The sequence below is a fragment of the Halomonas sp. MS1 genome, from assembly GCF_024182575.1.
In the GTDB taxonomy this organism is placed as follows: Bacteria; Pseudomonadota; Gammaproteobacteria; order Pseudomonadales; family Halomonadaceae; genus Vreelandella.
Genome location: NZ_CP098926.1, coordinates 3722804 through 3743756, shown reverse-complemented (window position 1 = coordinate 3743756; position 20953 = coordinate 3722804). Strand labels below are relative to the sequence as shown.

Sequence of the window (20953 nt, the reverse complement as noted above, 5' to 3'; positions counted from 1 at the left end):
AGGGCTCTGGCGCGTGCTAGACTTCTTTGGCCGTATCAGTTTTGCATAGTTTTCAATAGCGTACTCACTTCAATTCAGCGTAGAAAAGGGCAAGGAATGGCATATCAATCATTAACCTTCCAAGGTGTCACAACAGTCGATCAGGTGAATAAGATTACCACGGCGCTGATGATGCTGGATGGCGTCGATAGTGCTGAGGTAGGGCGCCACGGAGCAGAAGTAGAAGGGCGAGCTAAGCGTGAAGCGCTTATAAAAGCGGTCGAGAAGTTAAACCTCGGTATAAAGGTTTCCTGATGCATAAGCCAATCACGATTATTAGTGAGCGTAACCATACATTTCGTCAGCGTATTGAAGTCGATGGTTTGGAAGACCTCTATGGTGACGTACCGCCGGTAGTCGGAGGAGACGGTAGTGCACCAGACCCGCATGATTACTTTGATATTGCCCTAGGTACCTGCAAAGCGATTACCGTGCAAATGTATGCCAGGCGCAAAGAGTGGCCGCTGGAAGGCATCACCGTTAAAGTGCAGCGCGATGATAGTGAGGAAAGAAAAGGCGTCTATAAGTTAGCCGTGACGATGACTTTCCACGGTATTGATGATCCTGAACAGCGGGCAAAGCTAGAAGACATTAGCCACCGCTGCCCGATACAGCGGTTGATGACTCAGGCGACGGTTGAAATTTCCACGTTTACCGAGTAGTTCACTTTCCCTCTTAAGGAGTAATGATGAGCAAGGAATTCCGGCTGCAGTCCAAATTCAAGCCTGCTGGTGATCAGCCCGCCGCGATACGCAGCCTGATTAGTGGGCTTGAGTCGGGGCTTGCCCATCAGACCTTATTAGGGGTGACTGGCTCGGGTAAAACGTTCACGATGGCAAATGTTGTGCAGCAGCAGCAGCGCCCAACGATTGTAATGGCGCCCAATAAAACGCTCGCTGCCCAGCTATATGGTGAGTTCAAATCGTTTTTTCCGGATAACGCTGTCGAGTATTTTGTCTCTTACTACGATTATTATCAGCCGGAAGCCTATGTCCCTTCTTCAGATACCTTTATTGAGAAAGATGCCTCCATAAATGACCATATCGAGCAAATGCGCTTATCTGCTACGAAAGCGCTGCTCGAGCGCCGTGATGCGCTTATCGTTGTCTCGGTATCGGCAATCTATGGTCTCGGTGATCCGGATCAGTATCTTAAGATGCGATTGCACTTCACCCGTGGTGAGCTAATTGATCAGCGTGCTTTTTTACGCCGCTTGGCCGAGTTGCAATATACCCGCAACGATATGGATTTTCGTCGAGGCACCTACCGGGTGCGGGGCGATGTGATCGATATTTTCCCCGCGGACTCTGACGAAGAAGCGGTGCGGGTGGAGTTGTTTGACAACGAAGTTGATTCTATTCGCCTATTTGATCCATTAACTGGCGAGGTGCGTACCCATGTGCCTCGCATGACCATCTATCCTAAATCTCACTATGTTACTCCGCGAGAAACTATTTTAGGTGCTATTGATGCGATCAAGGCAGAGCTTAAGGAGCGTCTTGACTGGATGCGTAAGCACGAGCGTTTAGTTGAAGCGCAGCGCTTAGAACAACGAACCCTTTACGATATTGAAATGATGCTAGAGCTTGGCTACTGCAACGGCATTGAGAACTACTCGCGCTACCTTTCAGGCCGCGCACCTGGCGAGCCACCCCCGACGTTCTTCGACTATCTGCCGGATGACGCGTTACTGTTTATTGATGAGTCTCATGTGAGCGTACCCCAGGTTGGCGGTATGTATAAGGGCGACCGTTCTAGAAAAGAGACCCTGGTTGAGTATGGATTTCGGCTACCCTCAGCGCTAGATAACCGCCCAATGAAATTTGAAGAGTGGGAATCTATTTCGCCACAAACCATCTTTGTGTCGGCAACGCCAGGCAAGTATGAAGCAGAACATGCCAGTCAAATTGTCGAACAGGTAGTGCGCCCAACGGGGTTGTTAGATCCAGAAATAGAAGTGCGCCCCGCCAGTACACAGGTTGATGACCTGCTCTCAGAAATTGGCTTACGTACCGCCGTAGGTGAACGTGTTCTGGTGACGACGTTGACTAAACGCATGGCGGAAGATTTGACCGAATATTTTGATGAGCACGGTATCCGTGTACGTTATTTACATTCGGATATTGATACCGTTGAGCGGGTAGAAATCATCCGCGACCTGCGTCTTGGTAAGTTCGATGTTTTAGTGGGAATTAACTTACTTCGAGAAGGCTTAGATATTCCTGAAGTGTCGCTTGTTGCCATCTTGGACGCGGATAAAGAGGGCTTTTTACGTGCTGAGCGCTCACTGATTCAAACCATTGGCCGTGCAGCCCGTAACGCCCATGGTAAAGCTATTCTGTATGGTGACAAAATCACCGACTCAATGCGCAAAGCCATCGATGAAACCGAACGTCGCCGCGCCAAGCAGACCGCTCACAACGAAGAGCATGGTATCACGCCAACTACCGTGACGCGCTCCGTGGCGGATATTCTTGAAGCCGCCCAGGCACCAGGCAAGAAGAGCAGCCGTCGCCGTGGCAGCGAGCGCAAAGTGGCAGAGAGTGCTGCTGAGTATGATGTGGCCACGATGAGCAAGCACGATCTAATGGCGGCTATCAGCAAGCTAGAGGACGCCATGTTTGAAGCCGCGCAGAACCTGGAGTTTGAAGAGGCGGCGAGACTTCGTGATCAGCTTCATCAAATGCAAGAAAAACAGCTGGCGCTGGGGTAATCGATGCCTGAAGGCCCTGAAATCCGCCGTGCAGCAGACAGAATTGAGCAGCAGATAGGTGGCAAACATCTTGATGATGCGTGGTTTGCATTTCCTGAACTCGCCGTGCAAGCGGATTCATTGATTGGTCAACGGGTTCAGGCAGTTGATACGTGGGGCAAGGCCATGCTCGTCCGTTTTGCAGACCATCGTGTGCTGTATTCCCACAATCAGCTTTATGGCGTATGGAAGCTACATAGCGAGAATAGGCCGCCAAGCACGAAAAGGTCATTACGAGTTCGGCTGGTTGCTGAGGGCAGGGTGGCTAGTCTTTATAGCGCGTCTGATATTTCGCTCTGGCATGAGAGTGAGTTGAGCCATCACCCTTTCTTGTCTCGCTTGGGGCCTGATTTATTAAGTCAAAACGTATCGCCTGATGATGTGAAACAACGCCTGACTGGTTCAGCGTTTATGCGCAGAAGCCTGGGTGCATTGTTACTTGATCAAGGGCTTGTCGCTGGGTTAGGAAATTACTTGCGCTCTGAAATTCTTTTTTTATCTAACGTTCACCCTAAGAAGCGCCTATGTGACTTAACTGAAAATCAGTTAGACCTTCTCGCCACTATGATTGTGGAAACGACGCGTCAGGCGTATTTGGAAGCGGGTGTTACTAATCGTGAGGCCTGGATTAAACAAGCCATTGCCTCCGGTGAGCCACGCCGACAATGGCGCTTTAGTGTGTTTGAACGCGCTGGCCTTTCCTGCCACCGCTGCGGCTCAGTAATCGAACGCATAATGGTTGGCTCTCGCCGTTTATATTTATGCCCAACGTGCCAATCTCCATAATTTATACCGTTATCTTGTATGCGCTGATGAAAATCAGACTAATGCCCTAGTTATCAGATGTAGGTTAGCCGTGGTTGTGGCTGCCGCATATAAGACCAATACGGTATACTACCGGTACATCTAGACGGCCATTAAAAAGGCCGCAGCCAAGACGATAACCGAGGAGCTGTTTGTCCATGACCGTGATTCGCCAGGACGACGTCATTCAGAGCGTTGCCGATGCTCTACAGTACATCTCTTACTACCATCCTAAAGATTTCATTGATGCAATGTCAGCCGCTTACGAGCGTGAAGAGAACCCCGCGGCGAAAGACGCGATTGCACAAATCTTAATTAACTCAAGAATGTGTGCTACGGGACATCGTCCAATTTGCCAGGATACGGGCATTGTGACGGTGTTCGTTCACGTGGGTATGAACGTCACCTGGGACGCCGAGCTAAGCCTCGATGACATGATTAACGAAGGTGTGCGCCGCGCGTATCAGTTGCCTGATAACGTGCTGCGTGCTTCTGTTCTTGCTGATCCCGACGGTAAGCGAGCCAATACCAAAGACAATACCCCCGCGATTATTCACCATTCGCTTGTGCCTGGCGATAAGGTCGATATCCACGTCGCCGCGAAGGGCGGTGGTAGCGAAGCTAAATCTAAGTTTGCGATGCTAAACCCATCCGATAGTGTTGTGGACTGGGTGATGGAGCAGTTGCCCAAAATGGGCGCAGGCTGGTGCCCGCCGGGTATGTTGGGAATTGGTATTGGCGGCACCGCTGAGAAGGCGATGATAATTGCCAAAGAAGCGCTGCTCGACCCTATTGATATACAAGATTTGCAGGCGCGAGGACCTAGCAACCGCGCTGAAGAGCTGCGTCTGGAACTGTTCGATAAAGTGAATAAGAGCGGTATCGGCGCTCAAGGCTTAGGTGGGTTAACCACGGTGTTGGATATTAAAGTTAAAGACTATCCAACCCATGCGGCCAATAAGCCTGTGGCAATCATTCCCAACTGTGCAGCCACGCGTCACGCGCATTTCACGCTTGATGGCAGTGGCCCCGTGGCGCTTCCTGCTCCTAAGCTTGAAGACTGGCCAGAAATCACCCGCGAAGCAGGCGATAACGTCAAGCGCGTTAACCTGGATAGCGTCACTCCCGAAGAAGTCAAAACGTGGCAGCCGGGTGATACGCTGCTGTTAAACGGTAAGCTATTAACCGGCCGTGACGCGGCGCATAAGCGCATGGTGGACATGATTGCCAAAGGCGAGCCATTACCAGTTGATATGAAAGGCCGCTTTATTTACTACGTGGGTCCTGTTGATCCGGTAGGTGACGAAGTCGTTGGCCCCGCTGGTCCGACCACCGCGACTCGAATGGACAAATTCACCCGCACCATGCTTGAAGAGACCGGCTTGCTTGGCATGGTTGGTAAAGCGGAACGTGGTCAGGTCGCCATTGATGCCATTCGCGATAACCAGGCGGTTTATTTGATGGCTGTTGGCGGCTCTGCTTACCTTGTTGCCCAAGCAATTAAGAAGTCACGTGTTGTTGGTTTTGAAGACCTAGGAATGGAAGCTATCTACGAATTTGAAGTTGAAGATATGCCGGTCACGGTCGCTGTCGACAGCCAAGGAACTTCCGTCCACCAGACAGGCCCGGCCAAATGGAAGGAGATCATCGCTCAAAAGGCGTAGCATACTGATGGCGTAGAACCGCAGTCAGTGACAAATAAGCCCCGTCTCTCGCGGGGCTTTTGTGCATTAGCAGTGCAATAATCTGATCAACAGCTCACTTGATAGCGAGGAACAGGCAATGACCTCATGGTTGCTAGGGACCAGCATTATGCTGATACACCTATTGGGTATCGTGTCAGCGGTCATGGCGCTTATGTCGAGCAGAACGTCCCAGGGGGCTATCGCCTGGATTATTTCACTATTAACGTTTCCTTATGTTGCGCTGCCTGCGTATTGGTTTTTCGGACGCCCGCGTTTCTATGGCTATGTAACAGCAAGAGGGGAACGAGATAACGTATTACGTCGAGTGTTGGTACGTTATCGCCATAACATTAAGCCGCACCTTTCATCGCCGACTAGCACTGATATTCAGGCAGTGGAGCAGCTGGCAATGATGCCGTTGACTAAAGGTAATAGTGCCGACTTGTTGATCGATGGTGAAGCCACTTTCACAAGCCTTTTTGAGGGTATTGATCAGGCAAAAGATTACCTTCTGCTGCAGTTTTTCATTGTACGTAACGATGCTTTAGGCAAACGATTGCAGCATCATTTGATTAAAGCTGCACAGCGGGGTGTGCGTGTTTATTTTCTATACGATGAAGTGGGTAGCCGGAAACTAAACGATGGCTTTTTAAATGAGATGATCAAAGAAGGCATCGAAGTAAAAGCATTTCGTTCTTCTCGTGGCTTCAAACATCGCTTTCAGCTTAATTTTCGCAACCATCGTAAAATAGCCGTCGTAGATGGTAAGCAGGGCTGGGTAGGTGGTTTTAATGTTGGTGTAGAATACCTTGGGCAAAATCCACGGCATGGCCCCTGGCGTGATACCCATTTAGCGCTTGGTGGCCCGTGTGTGCTGGGTTTACAGGAAGCTTTTTGGGAAGATTGGCACTGGGCAACAGGGGAAGTCATTACCTTAAACTGGCATGCCGAGAGTCATCCGCAAGATGATCATCATGTGGTTATCGTGCCCTCCGGCCCGGCCGATAAACAGGACACGGCTAGCCTTTTAATCCAACAGTTAATTCATAGTGCTAATGAAAGGCTCTGGGTAACCAGCCCGTACTTCGTGCCAGATCAAGGAGTACAGGATGCGCTTAGGTTAGCAGCAATGCGGGGCGTAGATGTACGGGTTATGATTCCCGAGCGCCCCGATCATTTATTGGTGTTTCTATCTGCATTTTCATTTCTGCCTGATATGTTAAGAGCAGGTGTAAAAATATACCGTTATCTTCCTGGTTTTTTACACCAAAAGGTCATGCTTATTGACAGCAACGCAGCAACTGTCGGCACAATAAACCTGGATAATCGATCTTTTAGGCTCAACTTTGAAATAACGGCTTTCATACCCAGTGCCGCATTTGCTAGTAAAGTACATGCCATGTTAGAGCAAGATTTTGCTCAGTGCCGACGCGTTACAATTGACGAAATTAGCCAGCGCCCAATGTGGAAGAAAGTAGTTTCTCGTGCGGCATATTTAACCGCACCTATTCAGTAATCAATAATAACCCTGCACGCCGCTAACAACGATTAGGCAAAAGGAGTTTTGGGTGAATTTAGAAACAAAATGGCTCGAGGATTTCGTTGCATTAGCCAATACACGAAGTTTTTCGGCATCTGCAAGGCAGCGCCATGTTACTCAGCCTGCATTCAGTCGCCGTATTCGTGCGCTAGAGCAAGCGGTAGGGGTCATCTTAGTAGATCGTTCGACAACACCGATTGGCCTGACCTCAGAGGGCCAATTGTTTTTGATCACCGCACGCAACCTAGTGGAGCAATTGAACGAGTCATTAAGCCATCTCCGGGGAGTTTCTATTGCGAATGAAGCGCTTGATATCGTCGCGGCACACTCGCTGGCATTAAGCTTTTTCCCACCTTGGATTTCTCGTTTACAAAAAGGCTTGGGTGAACTGCCTACACGATTGGTCGCCATGAACGTTGGGGAGGCTATCCATGTTCTGCGCGAAGGTAACTGTGATCTGATGCTGGCATATTATGACCCCTTTGCCACTATGCAGCTGGACGCAGAAGTCTTTCCCTCTTTCTCGATTGGCCAAGTAAAAATGTTGCCGGTTTCACTACCAGATGAAGACGGCAAACCGCTTTTCTCGATTCAAAATGACAGTTCAATTCCCTATTTAGCTTATACGCAGGGGGCATTTCTGGGACGAAGTGTACGCATGCTGCTCAAAAACGATCCATTACGACTAAAGCTGCGTACGGTTTATGAAACGGCCATGGCGGAAGGATTAAAAGGCATGGTGCTTCAAGGAGTGGGGGTTGCTTGGATTCCTGATTTTTGCATTCGTGAAGAGCTCAAAACCGGCAAATTAGTAAGAGCTGGCGATGAAAATTGGGATATCCCTCTAGAAATTAGACTTTACCGCTGTTCGTTAGTCCATAAACCCGGCGTTGAGCGTCTCTGGCGTCAAATGATGAAATTGCCACGCGATTTTCTGCAGGCTTAGCCTGCAGAGCGACTAGAAAAAAGCCTTAGATTTTAAAATGTGCCTAAATCTGCCGGTAATCCAAGAAAATTTTGAATAATAAAGAAGTGATCTTCAAACAAGCTTTCTGGTTCTAGATCAGCAAGGGCGACCCAGCGAGCATGATCGCCGCCCTTGACTGGCTTTAAACGGGGCAACTGCTGCTCAGGTCTGAGAGCAAAATAGAAGGCTTCTGCTAACGTTCGTCCACGCCAACTGCGATGAGGTTCATCAAACAAGCGCTGTCCACGTAACGAGCCCTTTAAAACGGGTTCGGGCACTTTAAGCCTTAAACGTTCACGGAGCTCCCTTAAGCAAGCATCTAGTAAGCGCTCATGAGGGTTGATGAAACCTCCGGGTAAAGCAAGAAGCCCTTTACCCGGCGCAGCCATTCGCTTTACCAACAAAATATGGCCTGATTGGACGACAACCGCATTAACAGTCACAAAAATGGGCGGATAGGGAGCTTGTGCCCAGGCTTGTTTGTATTGATCGAGTAGCTGCTGCTCTTCCAGTAGGCCGTGGTAGGCAATACCTTTGCAAAACTTGTCAACGCTTTTGACGACTTCTGGTGGTAAGTCGTGGTATGCACCTGTACTCAAATAGTCATCGGTAGAACCAGGCGAGCGAAACAACCGCTCACGTATTTGACTCGCTGAAATACCTTCAACGAGTGGCACACTAATGGACTCCCATTGGGGGAAAAGCGATAAATAGTAGCTTGATTGTCCTCTGCTTGCGCCAATCAAACCAATACGGGGTAAGCGAGCGTTGGCAGGGGACGTCAAATCACGCACTTTGCGCTGCACATCTCGTACCCACACATCATCGTTATAAAGCGCATCAAGTAGTGGCGTGATTTCCAGGCGTTGATTGTCTTGATCATCAAACCCAGAACGAATCATTGCCTGTCGCTCATCGAACGTCCACGGGTTGCGTAAAGAGCGAGCCTGCCAAGCAGATCCCACTAATACAATGACTTGACGTGCCTGTTTTAACGCCTCTCGGATAATGGCAAGGTGGCCAAGATGGGGAGGCTGAAAACGACCAATAAACACCAAGCAATCAAAGTCGTAAGCCGTAGTAGATTTAACAGCATCCGAATTCATAACGCTTCCTTGGTCGTGGGTGAGAAAGTAACAGAGAAAAGAGAGCCATTATGAAGTGGGCAGTTAAGGTGCGCAATGCGCCTCCGCCTGCGCTCAACGTTTTAGTTCGGTATGATTGTTAGATGTATCTTGCGCTAGTGCTAGATAGGGACACTCTTTTGTTAAGGGAATGAATATGCTGAAAAAAACGATCACTTTTTGGTGGAACGTGGTTCAAGATGCGACGGCGTTATGGCTTGAACGAAATGCCTTCAGCTATGCCGGATCATTAGCGTTCTACACACTCTTCTCCTTGGCGCCTACCGTTATTATCGCGGTAACAGTGATTGGCGTGGTGCTGGGTGAAGATGCCGCTCAAGGTCAAATAGTTGCTCAGCTTCAGGACACGTTAGGCGCTGACGCAGCACTTGCGATTGAGCAGGCTGTTGCTCAGTCACGTATCGAAGAGTCAGGTATCTTACCAACAGTGCTTGGCTTTGTAGCCTTGTTAGTGGGTGCCACAACCGTGTTTGCGCAGATGCAATTTTCGCTCAATACCATTTGGGGCGTCACTGCAAAACCCACCTCCAACAGTGCTCTTATCTTTATAAAAAATCGTTTGCTTTCCTTAACCGTCGTGTTGTCTATTGGCTTCATTCTACTCGTATCGTTAGTGCTGGGGGTTGTCTTGCGAGGGATGCTCCACGGAGCCGGTAACTTATTACCCTATGCCAGTTTATTAACGACATCGCTTGAGTCATTAATCTCACTGGCGATGGTGGCATTGTTATTCGCTACTATTTTCAAAGTGTTGCCGGATGTTGTTCTCCGTTGGCAAGATGTGCTGATTGGCGCGATAGTAACTGCTGTGTTGTTTACAATTGGGCGCAGCGTTATTGCTATTTATTTAGCATATACTGCCACAGCGTCGACCTATGGTGCAGCGGGGTCTGTTGTGATGATTTTGTTATGGGTATATTACAGTTCATTAATTCTACTATTTGGCGCCGCTTTTACTCGCTCCTTGCTACTTCGTCGTGGGCGGCCATTGGTGCCACGTAATAGTGCCGTGCTGGTGAAGAGAGAGTTAGTGTAAGACAAGAATTGGTTTAAAAAAGGTGGTAGAAAGAGCCCTCTATAGGGCTCTTTTGAAAAGAGCGAATATCAACAGATTTCAGCCTGTCGATTTATCAGGCTGAAGTCTATAAACGCTATTGTATAAACACTGAGAGGACAGTTTATGCCTACTTGTTGTGTACGTGCCTATGTAACAGGAAAAGTGCAGGGAGTATGGTTTCGGCGTTCAACACAGGAACAAGCGCTTCAACGAGGGCTAACAGGTTACGCCAAAAACTTACCCGATGGGCGGGTAGAGGTGTTGCTATGTGGCAATTCCACTGCCGTATCTACGCTAACTGAATGGTTATGGCAGGGGCCCGAAGGAGCGCAGGTAACCCATGTCACTATTGAAGTGCTGGATGGCCACCGCGCTCCCGATCACTTTGCGACCTATTAATCAGTGCTCAATACGTTCGCCTCAGTTTGCCATTGCTTAATATTATCAGCAGTGAGCGCCACAATGTTCTGGCGAGCCTCAGGCGTGATCCAGGCATTGTGAGGGGTCACTATCAAATTAACTGCCTCGCCTTCTGCTAATGCTGTTAATAAAGGGTGTCCGTCTTTCGGCGGCTCAGTGGGCAGCACATCAACTGCTAACCCTCCAATCTTGCCAGCACGAAGCGCCTCAAGTGCCGCTTCTTCATCGATGATGCCGCCCCGGGCACAGTTGACTAATAGCAGTGATGACTTTGCGTTTGCCAAGCGTGTGCGATTAATAAGGTGCTTGGTTGTTTCGTTAAGCGGGCAATGCAAGCTAATAATATCTGCCGTCGGTAATAAATCGTCGAGAGAGGGCCGTTTATCGTTTGATTCATTGCCAGGGCGAGCAGCAAATGTAACCTTCATTCCAAATGCTTCAGCTAGACGTGCCACTTCTGAGCCAAGCTCTCCTTGCCCCACCATCACCAGATGCTTATTGGAAAGCTGCAGCGTCGAGTGAGCTTGTAAGCAAAAGAAATCGCTGCGCTGCCATTCGCCTTGTGCGATGTCAGCTTGATAGCGAGGCAAACGGTTTGCTAATGCCAGCATAAGCAGTAATGTATGCTGAGAAACGCTTGCTGTTCCGTAGGCGGAGACGTTCTTTACAAGAATGTTTTGGGCTTTAGCTGTGTCGAGATCAATATTGTTAAGCCCTGTCGCCAGCACACATATAAGCTTGAGTTTAGGTAAGGCTGATAGTGTTTCTGCGTTCAGTACAACCTTGTTGACGATCGCTATGTCCGCATCCGACAAGCGCTCACTTGCCTGTTCGGCAGTGCTTTGCTGGTACACCTCTAAATGACTAACAAGGTCTCGAATTGCTGTTAGATCGATATCCGCGCCTAAGCTCTCGGCATCCAGCATTACCGCATTGGGCATTTTTCTTTTCTCCATTATCTGCCGAAAGGCACTTGGCCTTGCTCAGCAGGGGGCACAAAAGGGTATAATGTGTCGCTCTATCAACCGCAGTCTTGGAATTTATCCCAGCAGGCCACATATTCTTTGCCTGGCAAGCGTTGTTTTGCCACTAGTTTATACAAACTTAGCCTGTCGGAGTTGAGCTTTTCAGGAGTTATCAACATGCCCATCTATGAGTACGAGTGCAAGGCCTGCGGTCATCGCATGGAAAAATTGCAGAAAATCAGTGCGGATCCGCTGAAGGATTGCCCCGCGTGCCAGCGAGCCAGTCTTGAGCGTTTGGTCTCGGCGGCTGGTTTCCGCCTTGCTGGCGGCGGTTGGTATGAAACCGATTTTAAAACAGGAAGTAAGAAAAACTTGGCAGCAGAAGGCCAATCTACTTCTAGCACTGGTGCCACAAGCGATACCAGTAGCGCATCAACGAAAAAGGGCGCCGCGGCTTAGCCGCGGTTGTCAGGGTCACAACGGCCCACGACAATCTCATTGCCACGTAACAGAACAGGATTAGACATGCGCAGCCATTATTGCGGCCAGCTTAACGAAACTTTGGTGGAACAAACGGTCACTGTCTGCGGTTGGGTACATCGCCGCCGTGATCATGGTGGGGTCATCTTTCTGGATATGCGCGATCGCGATGGCATCGCTCAGTTCGTTGTCGACCCAGATACCGCCGAGGCATTTGCTAATGCTGACCGTGCTCGCAGTGAGTACGTGCTTCGTATTACTGGCCGTGTCCGGCTGCGCCCTGAAGGAACGCAAAATCCTAACATGCCAACGGGCATGATTGAGGTATTAGCTAAAGAGGTGGAGGTGCTCAACACAGCTGCCACACCACCTTTTCAGTTGGATGAGCACAACAAAGTAGGCGAGGAAGTTCGCTTAAAGCATCGCTATATCGACCTTCGACGCCCAGATATGATTGAGAAGCTGCGCTTGCGTTCGCGTATTTCTCACAACGTCCGCGCTTACTTGGAAAACCAAGGCTTCCTGGATATCGAGACGCCGGTATTGACTCGCGCAACACCTGAAGGTGCCCGCGACTACCTCGTTCCTAGCCGGACACATGCAGGCAGCTTCTTTGCACTACCGCAGTCGCCACAGTTGTTTAAGCAGCTGTTAATGGTGGCCGGTTTCGATCGCTACTACCAGATTGCTAAATGCTTCCGTGATGAAGATCTGCGGGCTGATCGCCAGCCTGAATTCACGCAAATCGATATCGAAGCCTCTTTTGTGGAAGAAGACGATATCATGGGCATTACCGAAGCCATGATTCGTCAACTCTTCCAGGAAGTGCTGAGCGTTGAGCTGCCTGAGTTCCCACGCATGACCTGGCAGGAAGCAATGGATCGCTTTGGCTCTGATAAGCCTGATCTGCGCATTCCGTTAGAATTGACCGATGTTGATGACCTGATGCAGCAGGTTGATTTCAAGGTCTTCTCGGGCCCTGCAAGTGCGGAAGACGGCCGCGTAGCAGCATTGAAAGTGCCAGGTGGCGCCAAATTGTCTCGTAAAGAAATCGACGAATATACTAAGTTCGTTGGTATTTACGGTGCCAAAGGGCTGGCGTGGATTAAGGTCAATGAGCGTGCCAAAGGGCTTGAAGGTCTTCAATCACCCATTGTTAAGTTCATGGAAAATGTGGTTGAAGAGCTGCTTGATCGCGTAGGCGCTGAAGATGGCGATATCATTTTCTTTGGTGCGGATAAAGCGCGCATCGTCAATGAAGCCATTGGTGCATTACGCGTCAAGCTAGGTGCCGACCTTGAGCTTTATACCCAGGCGTGGGCGCCGCTATGGGTTGTCGATTTCCCGATGTTTGAAGCGGACGACAACGGTCGCCTCAGCCCGTTACATCACCCGTTTACTGCACCTTCTTGCTCGCCAGAAGCGCTTAAAGCTGACCCAGCAAAAGCCTTGTCGCGTGCCTACGACATGGTGCTTAACGGAACCGAGCTTGGTGGTGGTTCCATTCGTATTCACGATCAAACCATGCAAAGCACTGTGTTTGAAATTTTGGGCATTGGCCAAGAGGAAGCGCAAGAGAAGTTTGGCTTCCTGCTGGATGCGTTGCAATACGGCGCGCCTCCCCATGGCGGCCTAGCGTTCGGCTTGGATCGTTTAGTGATGCTGATGGCTGGAGCTAAGACAATTCGTGAAGTGATTGCCTTCCCGAAAACCCAAAGCGCCGGCTGTTTACTGACTGATGCACCAGGTGAAGTCAGCGCGGATCAGTTGAAAGACTTGAACATCCGTCTGCGCCAAAAAGCGAAAGCAGAGACCGCCAGCGAATAATTGCTCAGCTCTGCTTTGTAGCTCAGCAACGAGAAGTTCGCCAACTAGTAGTTCAGCACCGACGTTTAGGCGTCGGTGTTTTTGTTTGAACCGCTCGCTACCAATAGGACAGCTGCCATGGATGAAAAACAGCCCGCTCCCGCGATTAGGATTTTGGGTATCGACCCTGGTTCGCGTATCACGGGCTATGGGGTCATCGATTTAATAGGTGCTAAGCCTCATTATGTCGCCAGTGGCTGCATTAGAACGACCGATGGCCCTTTAGAGCAGCGTTTGGCGCAAATTTATGCAGGTTTAAGCGAAGTAGTGGGGCTGCATCGGCCCAATGCCGTCGCCGTTGAGCGAGTCTTTATGGCTAAAAATCCCGATTCAGCATTGAAGCTTGGCCAAGCACGGGGCACGGCTCTCGTCTGCATCGCGAATCACGGTCTGAACATTGCAGAATACGCAGCAAGGCAGATCAAACAAGCCGTTACGGGCCAGGGAGGCGCGGAGAAAAGCCAGGTGCAGCATATGGTCACCGCTATTCTGCAGCTCTCTTCAACGCCACAGGCGGACGCCGCGGATGCGCTAGCTATCGCGCTTACCCATGCGTATGCAGGACATGGCTTACTTGCCACACCCGCTAAGGGCAGTCGTCGGCGCAGCACAGGGCGGTGGCGGCTTTAGTTGCTTACTGGTCATTTGTACAGAGTGTCTTTATAGTAAATGACTGCTTTTTATTATTGCGAGCATACCTATGATCGGTCGTATTAATGGCTTTTTGTTAGAAAAGCACCCCCCTTGGATTGTGGTTGATGTGCATGGTGTCGGTTACGAGCTTGAAGCCTCTATGAACACCCTAGTGGCACTTCCAGCCGTAGGAGAGAGCGTATCCATGTATACGCATCTTACAATTCGTGATGATGCCCATTTGCTTTACGGCTTTGGCCGTGAACAAGAGCGTGCACTGTTTCGCGCCCTAATCAAAGTCAACGGCGTAGGGCCAAAGCTTGCACTAGCCATCCTTTCCGGAATGGATGAAGCCGCCTTTATGCGCTGCGTCCGTGACGACGATAGTAAAGCACTGACGAAGCTTCCGGGCGTTGGTAAAAAAACTGCCGAGCGGTTAATTATTGAAATGCGTGACCGTTTCCCTGAATGGGAGAACGCGGCGGATGCGCCCCTCGCGTTAGAAGCGGCGAATGGAGAGCCTGCTCCCCGTGACTCGTTAGCAGATGCGGAAGCTGCCTTGGTGAGCTTGGGCTATAAGCTTACTGAAGCCTCAAAAATGCTGGCTGACATTAATCCCAAGCAGTCAACAGAGGCGATTATTAAAGCCGCGCTGACAAAACGCATGACTGGGTAACAACGTGGGTTATTTCATGGAACGACTGATAGTGCGCACTTTATGTTAGAACATGACCGATTAATCGCGGCTGAGCCCGAACAAGGGGAAGGGCGTATTGATCATGCTATTCGTCCCAAACATTTAAAGGATTATATTGGGCAACCGCGAGTACGCGAGCAGCTTGAAATTTTCATGGGAGCCGCAAAGCTACGGCAGGAAAGCCTAGATCATACCTTGGTATTTGGGCCCCCTGGGCTTGGTAAAACAACGCTTGCGAATATTATTGCTACCGAGATGGGGGTAGGGCTGAAGTCAACTTCTGGCCCAGTGCTTGAGCGTGCAGGTGATTTAGCCGCCATGCTGACGAACCTTGAGCCAGGTGACGTGCTGTTTATTGATGAAATTCACCGGCTGTCCCCCGTGGTAGAAGAGGTGCTTTATCCGGCAATGGAAGATTTCCAGCTGGATATTATGATCGGTGAAGGGCCCGCTGCCCGCTCAATCAAACTAGATTTGCCTCGCTTTACCTTGGTAGGTGCGACAACGCGCGCAGGCTTACTAACCTCTCCATTACGTGATCGCTTTGGCATTGTGCAACGCTTGGAGTTTTACAACCTTGAAGAGCTGACTGAGATTGTCACTCGCTCAGCCCGCTTGCTAGGTGTTGAAACGAGCCATGAAGGTGCTATAGAGGTTGCCAAGCGCTCCAGAGGCACCCCGCGTATTGCCAATAGGCTGCTGCGTCGCGTACGTGACTATGCAGAAATAAAGGGCAATGGCATTGTTGATGTTACTCTCGCCGATGCGGCACTCAACATGCTAAATGTCGATCACCATGGGCTGGATCATATGGACCGGCGGCTCTTGTTGGCAATGATCGATAAATTTGATGGCGGACCTGTTGGGATTGACTCAATCTCAGCCGCTATTAGTGAAGAACGCGGTACCATTGAAGACGTCATTGAACCTTACCTAATACAGCAGGGGCTGATGATGCGCACGCCAAGGGGGCGCGTAGTGACGCGACAAGCGTGGCTACACTTCAACAAAACGCCTCACGAACATGCTATTGATCCAGAAGGAGAGCGGCGCCCATGAATAATGGGTTCACGATGCCGGTGCGCGTCTATATGGAAGATACTGACGCCGGTGGAATTGTCTACTACGTTAACTACTTGAAGTTTATGGAGCGCGCCCGCAGCGAATGGTTACGTACGCTAGGCCTTAATCAGCAAACTTTGCTAGACGATGGCACCCAGCTAGTGGTATATCGCTTGGCCTGTCACTACAGCAAGCCGGCACGCTTGGATGACTCACTTATTGTCAGTACAAATATTGAGAATGTTGGTCGATGCCGGATGACTTTTTTGCAGCAAGTGCAGCGAGATGAGGAACTCTTATGCGCTGCTACAGTCGAGATAGCCTGCTTATGCGCGCATAAGATGCGGCCAAAAGCATGGCCAAAAACATTGCAGGTGCTGGGTTGATTCGTTTAAGGCGAACACCGAGAACACGCATAAATCTGTGATATGTGTAAACCTATGGCATGTGTAAACCTATGGAGTAATAGCGCGATGTAGCGTGCGTACTTCATGGCCTTTATATACCACCACTGTTCGGAAATTCCGACATTAATAGCTTGATGAGGGTAACTGTGAACGATAACACCATGTCCATCCCCCACTTGATAATGAGTGCCAGCACGGTTGTTCAGCTGGTGATGTTACTGCTGGTGGTGGGGTCAATCCTCTCATGGGTGGTTATTTTCCAACGCAGCATTGCCCTACGCAGGGCAAAACAGGAATACAACCAATTTGAAGAATCCTTTTGGTCGGGTGTCGATTTAAACGAGTTATACCGAGAAATTCCTGCTGACGACCCACGCTATGGAGCAGAGCATATTTTCCAGGCGGGCTTTCGCGAATTTAATCGTTTAATGCCAAAAACACGCAACCCCGACACAATCTTAGAAGGTGTGCAGCGGAGTATGCGAGTCGCCTGGTCTCGGGAAGAAGACCGCCTAACGCAGCATCTTGTATTTCTCGCAACGGTGGCATCCGCGAGCCCTTACATTGGCTTGTTCGGAACGGTTTGGGGAATTATGGGTTCATTTCAATCCCTTTCTATGACCCAGCAAGCTACATTGGCAACCGTTGCGCCTTGGATTGCTGAAGCGTTAATTGCAACGGCTATGGGCCTGTTTGCAGCTATTCCCGCGGTAATTTTCTATAACCGTCTATCGAATGATGCCGCTCGTTTGTTGGGCAAATATGAAGACTTTGCCGAGGAATTTCACGCTATCTTGCACCGTAATTTGCAAGGTCGTGAAAGTAAGTCCAGCGCTAGCTAAGGGAGTACGCTATGCAAGGCCCGTTTAATCGCAGCGGCAATAAAAAGCCGATGGCTGAAATCAACGTAGTCCCCTTTATTGACGTCATGCTGGTCTTGCTGGTGATCTTTATGATCACCGCACCAATGCTCACTCAAGGGGTGCAAGTCGATCTACCTCAAGTCACATCAGAGCCTATCGAAAGCCAAGACGATAGCGATCCGATTATTATCTCGGTCGATCAGGATGGAGGCTATTTCATCACGCTTGGCGAAGACTCAACGGCTGTTTCTCTTGAGCAAATGGCAGAGCGAGTAACAGCGATATTACAGCGACGACCTGAAACACCTGTCATGGTTCGCGGCGATCGCAACGTTGCGTACGGACAAATAGTCGTATTGATGAGCACACTGCAACGCTCGGGTGTCGCTAATGTAGGTCTGTTATCTGAGCCGCCACAAGATGGTTAAACGTAGCGCGCAAATGGCAATCAAACCACCCCGTGACCCACAGGATGTTGGCTATACTTGGCCTACTGTCCTGGCGGTTGCGGTGCATCTATTAGTTGTGCTTTTTAGTTTGGTTAGTCTGCCAAGTTCTACGGCAGAGCCAGACTCGTCCTCTATTGTGCAAGCGACCTTCGTCAGTACTGAAACATTCACTGACCAAGCACAGCAAACAACGGATCAACAAGCAGCTCTCAATAGTTCAACCGACCCCGATGAGGCTGAGCCAGCACCAGAGCCTGATGCAAGTGAGCAAGAAGCATTGCAGCAGCAGGCAGACGAGGCCGCTGCGAGAGAAGAAGCTCAAGCTCAAGCACGAGCAGAAGAGCAAGCTCGCGAGCTGCAAGAAGCTCAAGCTCAGGCCGAAGCCGAGGCACAGCGACGAGAAGAAGAAGCGCAACGTCTAGCCGAACAGCAAGAAGTAGCAGCTCAAGCCAGAGAAGAGGCTCAGCGGGAAGCTGAGGCAGAAGCCCAGCGCCAACGTGAAGCCGAGGCAGAAGCCCAGCGCCAGCGGGAAGCCGAGGCAGAAGCTCAGCGCCAACGGGAAGCCGAGGCAGAAGCCCAGCGCCAACGTGAAGCCGAGGCAGAAGCCCAGCGCCAGCGGGAAGCCGAGGCAGAAGCCCAGCGCCAACGTGAAGCCGAGGCAGAAGCTCAGCGCCAACGGGAAGCCGAGGCAGAAGCCCAGCGCCAGCGGGAAGCCGAGGCAGAAGCCCAGCGCCAACGGGAAGCAGAGGCAGAAGCCCAGCGCCAACGGGAAGCCGAGGCAGAAGCTCAGCGCCAACGGGAAGCAGAGGCAGAAGCTCAGCGCCAGCGGGAAGCCGAGGCGGCCATGCAGCGTCAGCTAGAGGGGGAAGCCCAAGCTGCTGCTAACGCACAGCAGGCGCAGCAAGCAGCGAATGGTTTTATTAATATTGTGCGTCGAGCGGTAGAGCAGGCATGGTTAATTCCAGCAGGTGCCAGTGACGCAATGAGTGCTACGATTCAAGTAAGGCTTGGGCCATCAGGAGAGGTACTTTTAACCACTATCGCCACATCCAGCGGTGATAGTGCCTTTGATCGGTCTGCAATGCAGGCTGTTGAACACGCTGCTCCGTTCAGCGAGCTGAGGGATTTGCCCGCAGAGCAGCAGCGTAACTTACGTCAATTTAATCTGCGATTTACCCCGGGGGATGTTCGCTGATGCAAACCATAAGCAAAGTGTGGCTGTTTTGCGTACTGCTATTCGTTAGTAGTTATGCAACTGCAAATGCAAACCTGACTATCGAAATAACACGTGGGAGCGACCAGGCTTTACCGATTGGTATCGTTCCCTTTGCAGGCGGCGATAACATGCCTGAAGACGTGGCTCAAATTATCCAGGACGACCTTGAGCGCAGCGGTTTTTTTGCGCCCTTAGAACGCAGTGCCATGTTTGATAGGCCAAGCCAGGCGGATGACGTTGAGTTTGGCACTTGGCGTTCGCTTGATGTTCGATATTTGGTGGTAGGCCGAGCACAACAGACAAATAGTGGTTATCAGATTCAATTTGAGTTAATGGATATCAGTGGACAGCGCCGTATGATTGGCGAAACGGTCACGGCAAATGTGAACGATTTGCGTGGTGCTGCTCACTATATGAGCGATCAAATTTTTGAAGAAATTACCGATATCCGGGGGGCTTTCTCAACTAAAATTGCTTATGTAACCGCTCAAGGGTTGGGCGATAACATGCAATTTGGTCTGTATGTGGCCGATGCGGATGGACGTAACAGTCAACAAGTGCTTACCTCCGACCAACCGATTATGTCACCTGCATGGTCTCCCGATGGCCGGAAGCTGGCATACGTATCCTTTGAAACAGAGCGTCCGGCTATCTATATTCAAGATGTTTCAACTGGGCAACGGATACAGGCAACTTCTTTCGACGGTATTAATGGTGCCCCTACATGGTCACCTGATGGCCGCAAAATCGCTATGTCGCTGTCCAAAGATGGACAACCAGAAATTTATATCCTAGACATCGGTAATCGCTCAGTAGAGCGTATAACTCAAAACAGTAGCATTGATACCGAACCAACTTGGGCGCCCGATGGACGTAGTTTGTTGTTTACCTCTGACCGTAGCGGTGGACCGCAAATTTATGAATACTTGCTAGGTAGCGGTGAAGCAAATCGCATTACATTTACCGGTAACTACAATGCTCGCGCGCGCTATTCACCTGACGGAGAGCAAATCTTTTTAATTCACCGCTCCAACCGCGGATACCAAGTTGCGCGTCAGGAGCGTGATGGGGGACGTCTTGTTGTAATAAGCGAAACAACAAGAGATGAATCTCCTAGTGTTGCGCCGAACGGGACCATGGTAATCTTCGCTACCCAACAGGGTAGTAATGGGGTGTTAAGTGCCGTTTCAGCGGATGGCCGCTCGTCATTTAGATTACCCGCAGCGCAGGGTGATGTTCGCGATCCCGCGTGGTCACCTTTTTTAAATTGATTGACGAAAAGTTTACATTTTTTGTTTTCAGGCAAGGAGTCTGATTATGCAACTTAAACCGTTGGCTCGCTCATTAGCAGTAGCGCTATCTATCGTAGTAATCGCTGGCTGTTCCAGCACCGGCGGAACCCAGGATGGTGACTCTTATGGAAGCCAGGATGGCAGCGGCACAGGGACTAGCACCTCAGGTGCTGGCACTGGTGGCCAGTATGGCTCTACATCAGGTTCTGGCGCAGGCGCTGGTCAACAAGCCGATTCACGCATTCCAGAAGTCCGTACTATCTATTTTGACTTTGACCGCGACACTATCAAGGGCGATTACGAATCAGTCGTGATGGCTCATGCTCGCTATTTGCGTGCTAATCCCAGCGCCCAAGTTGTTCTGCATGGCCACACCGACGAGCGTGGCACTCGCGAATACAACATGGCCCTAGGTGAGCGTCGTGCCGGTGCTGTTAAGCGGTTCTTAAATATTCAAGGCGTGTCTCCCTCGCAAATGAGCGTCGTGAGCTATGGTGAAGAGCGTCCGGCTGCTAGCGGCCAAGGTGAAAGTGCCTACTCTCAAAACCGTCGCGTCGTCTTTAACTACTGATGGCATTGGCGTACCTAGGTGCTCAACATCAAGTACTCGCTAT

Annotated in this window: 22 protein-coding genes; 20 read left to right on the top strand and 2 right to left on the bottom strand. The window is 50.4% G+C overall.

The annotated features are described in order from the left end of the window. The first annotated feature begins 96 nt into the window (after window positions 1–96). The 7 genes from NF683_RS17255 to NF683_RS17225 all read left to right on the top strand — a co-directional run bounded on the left by NF683_RS17255 (window position 97) and on the right by NF683_RS17225 (window position 7766). Window positions 97–294 (top strand): hypothetical protein, encoded by a 198-nt coding sequence (locus NF683_RS17255; protein WP_038484371.1) that lies wholly within the window; start codon window positions 97–99, stop codon window positions 292–294. After that, window positions 294–701: an OsmC family protein gene (locus NF683_RS17250; protein WP_038484368.1), complete on the top strand. Its 408-nt coding sequence runs from the start codon at window positions 294–296 to the stop codon at window positions 699–701. The genes NF683_RS17255 and NF683_RS17250 overlap by 1 nt, the downstream gene beginning before the upstream one ends. A 26-nt stretch (window positions 702–727) precedes the next feature. Beyond that, window positions 728–2752, top strand: a complete 2025-nt coding sequence (gene uvrB / locus NF683_RS17245; RefSeq protein ID WP_253920522.1) for an excinuclease ABC subunit UvrB — start codon at window positions 728–730, stop codon at window positions 2750–2752. Window positions 2753–2755: 3 nt separating this feature from the next. Further along, the gene (gene nei, locus NF683_RS17240; RefSeq protein WP_253920520.1) at window positions 2756–3577 is read left to right on the top strand and encodes an endonuclease VIII; all 822 of its coding nucleotides are present in this window, start codon (window positions 2756–2758) and stop codon (window positions 3575–3577) included. Window positions 3578–3753: 176 nt separating this feature from the next. Further along, entirely contained in the window at window positions 3754–5259 is a 1506-nt protein-coding gene (locus NF683_RS17235) for a fumarate hydratase (RefSeq protein ID WP_089038405.1), read from the top strand. Window positions 5260–5377: 118 nt separating this feature from the next. Further along, window positions 5378–6796 carry a cardiolipin synthase gene (gene cls / locus NF683_RS17230; protein WP_089038404.1) on the top strand — a complete coding sequence of 473 codons (1419 nt, stop codon included), beginning with the start codon at window positions 5378–5380 and terminating at the stop codon, window positions 6794–6796. Window positions 6797–6848: 52 nt separating this feature from the next. Then, window positions 6849–7766 (top strand): LysR substrate-binding domain-containing protein, encoded by a 918-nt coding sequence (locus NF683_RS17225; protein ID WP_089038403.1) that lies wholly within the window; start codon window positions 6849–6851, stop codon window positions 7764–7766. A 32-nt stretch (window positions 7767–7798) separates the two neighbouring features. Here NF683_RS17225 and NF683_RS17220 read toward each other — a convergent pair whose 3' ends face one another. Next, window positions 7799–8893, bottom strand: a complete 1095-nt coding sequence (locus tag NF683_RS17220; protein ID WP_089038402.1) for a bifunctional nicotinamide-nucleotide adenylyltransferase/Nudix hydroxylase — start codon at window positions 8891–8893, stop codon at window positions 7799–7801. Between the two features lie 175 nt (window positions 8894–9068). On the opposite strand from NF683_RS17220, the gene NF683_RS17215 reads away from it, so the two are divergent. Both NF683_RS17215 and NF683_RS17210 read left to right on the top strand, forming a co-directional pair. After that, the gene (locus NF683_RS17215; protein WP_089038401.1) at window positions 9069–9968 is read left to right on the top strand and encodes a YihY/virulence factor BrkB family protein; all 900 of its coding nucleotides are present in this window, start codon (window positions 9069–9071) and stop codon (window positions 9966–9968) included. A gap of 144 nt (window positions 9969–10112) precedes the next feature. Then, entirely contained in the window at window positions 10113–10388 is a 276-nt protein-coding gene (locus NF683_RS17210) for an acylphosphatase (RefSeq protein ID WP_089038400.1), read from the top strand. Here NF683_RS17210 and NF683_RS17205 read toward each other — a convergent pair. Then, entirely contained in the window at window positions 10385–11350 is a 966-nt protein-coding gene (locus NF683_RS17205) for a D-2-hydroxyacid dehydrogenase (protein WP_089038399.1), read from the bottom strand. The genes NF683_RS17210 and NF683_RS17205 overlap by 4 nt on opposite strands. Window positions 11351–11551: 201 nt before the next feature. Between NF683_RS17205 and NF683_RS17200 the strand changes: the two genes are divergently transcribed. The 11 genes from NF683_RS17200 (at window position 11552) to pal (ending at window position 20910) form a co-directional block, all read left to right on the top strand. Beyond that, entirely contained in the window at window positions 11552–11833 is a 282-nt protein-coding gene (locus tag NF683_RS17200; protein WP_038484338.1) for an FmdB family zinc ribbon protein, read from the top strand. 66 nt (window positions 11834–11899) lie between these two features. Then, complete coding sequence (aspS, locus tag NF683_RS17195; protein WP_089038398.1) at window positions 11900–13681, top strand: aspartate--tRNA ligase; 1782 nt, start codon at window positions 11900–11902, stop codon at window positions 13679–13681. Window positions 13682–13798: 117 nt separating this feature from the next. Next, window positions 13799–14350, top strand: coding sequence for a crossover junction endodeoxyribonuclease RuvC (gene ruvC, locus NF683_RS17190; RefSeq protein ID WP_089038397.1), 552 nt, complete (start codon window positions 13799–13801; stop codon window positions 14348–14350). Window positions 14351–14420: 70 nt separating this feature from the next. Further along, entirely contained in the window at window positions 14421–15029 is a 609-nt protein-coding gene (gene ruvA / locus NF683_RS17185) for a Holliday junction branch migration protein RuvA (protein WP_089038396.1), read from the top strand. A gap of 42 nt (window positions 15030–15071) precedes the next feature. Next, window positions 15072–16109, top strand: a complete 1038-nt coding sequence (gene ruvB, locus NF683_RS17180; RefSeq protein WP_089038395.1) for a Holliday junction branch migration DNA helicase RuvB — start codon at window positions 15072–15074, stop codon at window positions 16107–16109. After that, window positions 16106–16498 carry a tol-pal system-associated acyl-CoA thioesterase gene (gene ybgC, locus NF683_RS17175; protein WP_089038394.1) on the top strand — a complete coding sequence of 131 codons (393 nt, stop codon included), beginning with the start codon at window positions 16106–16108 and terminating at the stop codon, window positions 16496–16498. Before ruvB ends, ybgC begins: the two co-directional genes overlap by 4 nt. Before the next feature lie 182 nt (window positions 16499–16680). Beyond that, on the top strand, window positions 16681–17361 hold the full coding sequence (gene tolQ / locus NF683_RS17170; protein ID WP_226912576.1) for a protein TolQ: 681 nt from the start codon (window positions 16681–16683) through the stop codon (window positions 17359–17361). Window positions 17362–17372: 11 nt separating this feature from the next. Next, complete coding sequence (gene tolR / locus NF683_RS17165) at window positions 17373–17810, top strand: protein TolR (protein WP_089038393.1); 438 nt, start codon at window positions 17373–17375, stop codon at window positions 17808–17810. 13 nt (window positions 17811–17823) lie between these two features. Continuing rightward, window positions 17824–19026 carry a cell envelope integrity protein TolA gene (tolA, locus tag NF683_RS17160; protein WP_253920518.1) on the top strand — a complete coding sequence of 401 codons (1203 nt, stop codon included), beginning with the start codon at window positions 17824–17826 and terminating at the stop codon, window positions 19024–19026. Beyond that, window positions 19026–20318: a Tol-Pal system beta propeller repeat protein TolB gene (tolB, locus tag NF683_RS17155; RefSeq protein ID WP_089038392.1), complete on the top strand. Its 1293-nt coding sequence runs from the start codon at window positions 19026–19028 to the stop codon at window positions 20316–20318. Before tolA ends, tolB begins: the two co-directional genes overlap by 1 nt. 46 nt (window positions 20319–20364) lie before the next feature. After that, window positions 20365–20910 carry a peptidoglycan-associated lipoprotein Pal gene (gene pal / locus NF683_RS17150; RefSeq protein WP_089038391.1) on the top strand — a complete coding sequence of 182 codons (546 nt, stop codon included), beginning with the start codon at window positions 20365–20367 and terminating at the stop codon, window positions 20908–20910. Window positions 20911–20953: the final 43 nt, after the last annotated feature.